This is a genomic window from Rhodopseudomonas sp. BR0C11, assembly GCF_010820945.1.
GTDB classification, from domain to species: domain Bacteria; phylum Pseudomonadota; class Alphaproteobacteria; order Rhizobiales; family Xanthobacteraceae; genus Rhodopseudomonas; species Rhodopseudomonas palustris_H.
Map to the genome: position 1 here is coordinate 1 of NZ_QTKI01000277.1, position 6,436 is coordinate 6,436.

At 64.9% G+C, this 6,436-nt stretch carries 4 protein-coding genes and 1 pseudogene; all 5 read right to left on the minus strand.

Annotation, left to right across the window (positions count from 1 at the left end; all coding sequences use genetic code 11):
• Window positions 1–150 precede the first annotated feature (150 nt).
• Window positions 151–558: a hypothetical protein gene (locus DYI24_RS18635; RefSeq protein WP_246701299.1), complete on the minus strand. Its 408-nt coding sequence runs from the start codon at window positions 556–558 to the stop codon at window positions 151–153.
• Between the two features lie 13 nt (window positions 559–571).
• Window positions 572–2,257, minus strand: a complete 1,686-nt coding sequence (locus DYI24_RS18640; protein ID WP_164573373.1) for a methyl-accepting chemotaxis protein — start codon at window positions 2,255–2,257, stop codon at window positions 572–574.
• A gap of 205 nt (window positions 2,258–2,462) precedes the next feature.
• Window positions 2,463–4,148, minus strand: coding sequence for a methyl-accepting chemotaxis protein (locus DYI24_RS18645; protein ID WP_164573374.1), 1,686 nt, complete (start codon window positions 4,146–4,148; stop codon window positions 2,463–2,465).
• A 243-nt stretch (window positions 4,149–4,391) separates the two neighbouring features.
• Window positions 4,392–5,981: a phosphoglycerate dehydrogenase gene (serA, locus tag DYI24_RS18650; RefSeq protein WP_107345891.1), complete on the minus strand. Its 1,590-nt coding sequence runs from the start codon at window positions 5,979–5,981 to the stop codon at window positions 4,392–4,394.
• Window positions 5,982–6,150: 169 nt separating this feature from the next.
• Window positions 6,151–6,436, minus strand: a pseudogene (locus tag DYI24_RS18655) (phosphoserine transaminase); the annotation flags it as partial.

Below are 6,436 nucleotides of genomic sequence, written 5' to 3' on the forward strand. Positions count from 1 at the left end.
CATCAGCGCGTGAACCCGGAACCTCGTGGTGTGGTCCTGCGGCTTTACTTCAACATCTCGAGATTCCGGGTTCGCGCCTGTCGGCGCGCCCCGGAATGACGTTGTGAAAGCGAGCACCGCTGCAGTACGCCTGGATGTCGCCAGTCGTCATCACGCTGGCGGTGACATCCAGCGGGTTAGGCGCGCGAACATGCCTTTGGGCGGCAAAGCCGACGGCGTGTCGTCGGCGGATTCGAGACGATTGAGGAACTGTTCGAGAAACCGCGCGTCGCTGGTTTCGATCACGACGAAATCAGTATCGCCGGTCGAGACCGTGTAGACGTAGCGCAGGCTTGCCGCGCGTGGCATCGCGCCTGCGCCGGCCAGATCCTTGGCGATGATGACGCCATCCGGATCGATATCGCGGGCGATCAGCGCGCGGGTGAGCCACGCCAGATTGCCGACGAATTCAGGTTCGAAAGCGACGGTGCCTTGCAACATCATGGGCATGCGTTGTCTCTCGTCCTTCACGCATCCCCCCAGCAGAGAATTGTCACCACTGGAGGCCAAAAGGTTCAAGCCCCGAGCACGATCAAGCGGCGCGAATCTTGCGGAGGAAGTCGTCGACCGCCGATTGCAGTGCACCAGACTGGCTGTCGAGCGCCCGGGCATGCGAAAGGACTTCCGAAGCCGCGTCGCCGGTTGCCTGGGCGGCGGAACTGACGCCGCCGATGTGATCGCTGATCTCGCTCGAACCGGCCGCAACCGACTGAATGTTGCGGGCAATTTCCTGCGTTGCAGCCCCCTGCTGCTCGACCGCCGTCGCAATCGCCACAGTGATCTTGTTGATCTCGCCGATCGTCGCGGTGATGCCGCCGATCGACTGCACCGCACTTGCGGTCGAGGACTGCATCGCCGCGACCTGCGCAGAGATTTCTTCGGTCGCTTTCGCGGTCTGGCTCGCCAGCGCCTTCACTTCGCTCGCCACCACCGCAAAGCCGCGGCCGGACTCGCCGGCGCGCGCCGCTTCGATCGTGGCGTTCAGCGCCAGCAGATTGGTTTGCGACGCGATCGAGTGAATCAGCTGCACGACTTCGCCGATCTTCTCGGCGCTGACCGAAAGCTGCATCACCGTCCCGTTGGTCTCCTCGGCGTCGCTCACCGCCTTGCTCGCCACCGAGCGCGACTGATCGACCTGACGGGAAATTTCCTGCACGGAACTCGAGAGCTGCTCGGAGGCCGACGCCACGGTGCCGACCATGCCGGATGCCGAATCCGAGGCCGCACCAACCGCCGCCGCACGCGTCGAGGCATCGGCCGCCGTCGAGGTCATCGACTGCGCGGTGTTCTGCATGTAGCGCGTGGCATCGGCCACGCTCCGCACCACGCCGTTGACGCTGCGCTCGAAATCGTCGGCGATGCTCTGCATCAGCGCGCTGCGCTCGGCCGCGGCGCGGCGCTGCGCCTCCTGCTCCTGCTGTTCGAGCCCGCGGATCCGGATCGCGTTGTCCTTGAACACCTGCACGGTCTTGGCCATCGCGCCGCTTTCGTCGCCGCGGTCGACGCCGGGGATCGGTGCGTCCAGCTGCCCTTCGGCCAGCGAAGTCATGCGGGTACCGAGCACGCCGAGCGGCTGAGTGATGCTGCGGCTGATCAGCCACGCGACCAGGGCACACACCACGCCGATGCCGACGATGACGACGCCGAGCCAGGTCAGAAGCGGCTTCAGCTTGGCGTTGATGTCCTGCAAGTACACGCCGGTGCCGACGAACATGTCCCATCCGGGGATGACGGCGGCATAAGACACTTTGCGGAGCAGCTCGGTGCTGCCGGGCTTCATGAATTCATAGATCAGCGTCACGTCGCCCTTGGCGGCGACGCCGTCGCGCAATTCGCGCACGATCTTGCGGCCGCCGGTCTCGACGTCGAGCCGGTTGGTGCCGATCATTTTCGGATCGGACATCACCACGACCGAGCCGTCCATTTTGTAGGCGAAGAAGTAACCGTTAGTGCCGTCGTACGTCATGCTCTGGGCGCGCTGCTGGAATTCGGCGATCGCCTGCTCCTTGGTGAGCTTGCCGGCCGCCACCTGCTTCTGCAGCCCCATCGCCATATTCAGCGCGCTTTCGACCAGCGCCTTGGTCTGCTCGAACCGCTCGTTGCTCATTTCACGTTGCAGCATCGACGCCGCAAACAGGCCGGACGCCACCAGGCCGAGCATTGCCACGGCGACCAGGATGCCCAGCTTCGGCGAGATCCGCAGATTGGTGAACTTCACAGCGATCAGCTCCTACGCATTTCGAGACTAGCTGCGAGAAGCGTTACAAGCTCAGGGTGTCCAATCGGTTTAATAGTTCCCTCGTAGGAACCCGAGGGTTGCGCCCCGGACCTTGCTAACACCGTGAAAAGACGAAGCCCCTGGCAGACCGTCGGATCTGCCAGGGGCTCATAAAGTGATCGCGGGAGCCGAAGCTCGCGGGAACTCAGGCGGCTCGGACCTTGCCGAGGAAGTCGTCGACCGCGCGGCGAAGTTCGCCGGACTGGGCGTCGAGTTCACGGGCATTGGCGAGCACCTGCCCGGCGGCCGAGCCGGTGGCACTGGCGGCTTCGGTAACGCCGCCGATATGCATGCTGATCTCGGTCGATCCCGCCGCAACCGACTGGATGTTGCGGGCGATCTCGCGAGTCGCCGCGCCCTGCTGTTCGACCGCAGTCGAGATCGCCATGGTGATCTCGCTCATCTGCGCAATCGTCGCGGTGATGCCGCCGATCGACTGCACCGCGTCGTTGGTCGAGGACTGCATCGCCGCGACCTGCGCGGAGATTTCTTCGGTCGCCTTGGCGGTCTGGCTGGCCAGCGCCTTCACTTCGCTGGCGACCACCGCAAAGCCGCGGCCGGATTCGCCGGCGCGGGCGGCCTCGATGGTGGCGTTGAGCGCGAGCAGATTGGTCTGCGATGCGATCGAGTGAATCAGCTGCACCACCTCGCCGATCTTCTCGGCGCCGGTCGCCAGCAGCTTGACGGTCTGGTTGGTCAACGCGGCGTCGTCGACCGCCTTGCCGGCGATCTCCCGCGACTGCTCGACCTGGCGCGAGATCTCGGTGACCGAGGCCGACAGCTCTTCGGCGGCGGATGCCACCGTGCTGACATTGTTGGAGGCATTCGCCGAGGCCGACGACACCGTCGCAGCGCGGGCGCTGGCGTCGGTCGCAGTCGCAGTCATCGACTGCGCGGTCTGCTGCATGCCGGAGGTCGCAGTGGCGACCGACTGCACCACGCCGTTGACGCTGTGCTCGAACTCGTCGGCAAGCCGCTCCATCGCGGCGCGGCGCTCGGCTTCGGCGTGCTCCTTGGCGGCTTCTTCGGCGCGCTCCAGGTCGCGAATCCGCAGCGCATTGTCCTTGAACACCTGCACGGTCTTGGCCATCTCGCCGACCTCGTCGCCGCGTTCGATGCCGGGGATCGGCTGCTCCAGCTCGCCATGCGCCAGCGAATCCATCCGGGCGCCGAGCTTGGCGAGCGGACGGGTGATGCCGCGGGCGATCAGCACCGCGAACAGGCCGGCAGCGATTGCAATCGCGAAGATGGCGCCGCCCAGCGTCCAGAAGATCGGCTTCAGCTTGGCGTCGAGATCGTCGAGATAGGCGCCGGTGCCGACGAACATGTCCCAGCCGGGAATCGCCAGGCCGTAGGACATCTTGCGGATGTTCTCCTCGGTCCCGGGCCGGCGGAAATCGTAGTACAGGGTGACGTCACCCTTGGCGGCGACGCCGTCACGCAGCTCGCGCACCAGATAGCGGTCGCCGGTCGGCGTGTTCATCCGGTTGGTGCCGACCGCCTTCTTGTCCGGGGTGGCGATGGTGACGCCGTCCATCGTGTAGGCGAACAGATAGCCCTGGCCGTTGTCGTAGGTCAGCAGCGCCGCATCGCGGGCAAATTGCGCGATCGCCTGCTCCTTGGTGAGCTCACCGGCCTCGACCTTCTTCTGTAGGCCGATCGCGAGATTGCGCCCCATCTCGGTGATGGCCTTGGCCTGCTCAAACCGCGCGTTGAGCATCTCACGCTGCATCATCACACCGGCGAGAATGCCGGCCACGCACAAGCCGATCAGGGTACCTGCGACCAGCAGGCCCAGCTTCGGAGTAATTCGAAGATTACTGAACTTCACGGACTTCTCCCGAGGTGCAACGCGGCGCGAGAATTTTGCGCCTCGTACAACTACGCGGGAATTCTTCCCGGACAGTTACTGCAGCGCACTCAATCGTCCATTTTGCGAACCGCCCGTCCATTTCGCGCGGAGCGTGCAAACGAAAGCCCTCCCCCCGGTACCGGGGAGAGAGCTTGATGTCGTCGTGCTCGGGATCAAGCTACGGAACTGAGCTGCTCCGCAGCGGTGCGATCCGGCCTTCGATCAGAACGTCAGGGCCTTGACCTGCTTGACCTGCGGCAGCGCCTGCACCTTCTCCAGCACGTCGGCCGGAGCCTGACCGTCGATCGTCACCAGCGCGATGGCGTCGCCGCCTTCGGTGTGACGGCCGAGGTTGAAGGTCGCGATGTTGACCTTGGCGTCGCCGAGCAGGCTGGCGAACTTGCCGATGAAGCCAGGCTTGTCCTCGTTGGTGACGTAGATCATCGAGGCACCGAATTCGGCGTCGACGCGGATGCCCTTGATGTCGACCAGGCGCGGCTTGCCGTCGGCATAGACCGTGCCGGACACCGAACGCTCCTGCTTCTCGGTGGTCACCGTCAGGGTGATCAGGCTCTCATAGTCGCTCTCGGCGGCGCGGACGACTTCGTCCACCACCATGCCGCGCTCCTTGGCGATCACCGGCGCCGAAACGACGTTGATGTCGCCCAGCATCGGACGCAGCAGGCCCGACAGCACCGCCGAGGTCAGCGCCTTGATCTTCATCTCGGCCACTTCACCCTCATAAGTGATGGTGACCTTGGTGATGCCGGTGTCGGTGAGCTGGCCGGCGAACGAGCCGAGCTTTTCGGCCAGTTCGATGAACGGCTTCAGCTTGGGGGCTTCTTCGGCGGTGATCGACGGGAAGTTGATCGCGTTGGTGATCGCGCCGGTCAGCAGGTAGTCGCTCATCTGCTCGGCGACCTGCAGCGCGACGTTCTCCTGCGCTTCCGTCGTCGAGGCGCCGAGATGCGGGGTGCAGATCACGTTCGGCAGGCCGAACAGCACGTTCTTGGTGGCCGGCTCTTCGGAGAACACGTCGAACGCCGCGCCGGCAACGTGGCCGGACTTCAGCGCTTCGGCGAGCGCATTCTCGTCGACCAGACCGCCGCGGGCGCAGTTGATGATGCGGACGCCCTTCTTCATCTTGGCGATCGCAGCCGCGTCGATGATGTTCTTGGTCTTGTCGGTGAGCGGGGTGTGCAGGGTGATGAAGTCGGCGCGCTTGAAGATGTCTTCGAGCTCGACCTTCTCGACGCCGAGGTCCTTGGCGCGCTCCGGCGACAGGAACGGATCGAACGCGATCACCTTCATCTTCAGGCCGAGGGCGCGGTCGGCAACGATCGAGCCGATGTTACCGCAGCCGATCACGCCGAGGGTCTTGGCGGTGATCTCGACGCCCATGAAGCGGTTCTTCTCCCACTTGCCGGCCTGGGTCGAGGCGTCGGCGGCGGGGATCTCACGGGCCAGCGACAGCATCATGGTGATAGCGTGCTCGGCGGTGGTGATCGAATTGCCGAACGGCGTGTTCATCACGATGATGCCCTTGGCGGTCGCCGCGGGAATCTCGACGTTGTCGACGCCGATGCCGGCGCGGCCGATCACCTTGAGACGGTTGGCCTTCTCCAGGATCTTCGCGGTCGCCTTGGTGGCGGAGCGGATCGCGAGGCCGTCATAATTGCCGATGATCTCGGCGAGCTTGTCTTTGTCCTTGCCGAGGTTCGGCTGGAAATCGACGTCGATGCCGCGGTCCTTGAAGATCTGCACGGCGGCTTCCGACAGCGCGTCGGAAATGAGGACTTTGGGAGCGGTCATGGGATTTCTCCTACACCCTCCCCTTGAGGGGGAGGGTCGGCGCGCAGCGCCGGGGTGGGGTGAAAGCGTCGAGAATGGAAATTGGAGTCCGAGGGCGGGGAGAGTCTGTCACCCCACCCCGCCGCACCTACGGTGCGTCGACCCTCCCCCTCTAGGGGAGGGTGACTAATCAGGCCGCCTGAGTCAGCGAGGCCTTGGTGGTCTCGAACGCCCAGTCCAGCCACTGCGTCAGGGCCTGCACGTCGGCAGTCTCAACCGTCGCGCCGCACCAGATCCGCAGGCCGGGAGGGGCATCGCGGTAAGCGCCGAGGTCGAAGCCTGCGCCTTCCTTCTCGACCGCCGCGACCAACTTCTTGGCGAAGTCGGCCTGGGCTTCCGGAGACAGCGCGGTGATGGCGGGATCGACCACCTTGAGGCAGACAGAGGTGTTGGAGCGGATCGCCGGATCCTTGGCG

Coding starts and splice junctions, on each gene's coding strand:
- serA (WP_107345891.1), bottom strand. CDS start 5,981: ATGACCGCTCCCAAAGTCCTCATTTCCGACGCGCTGTCGGAAGCCGCC.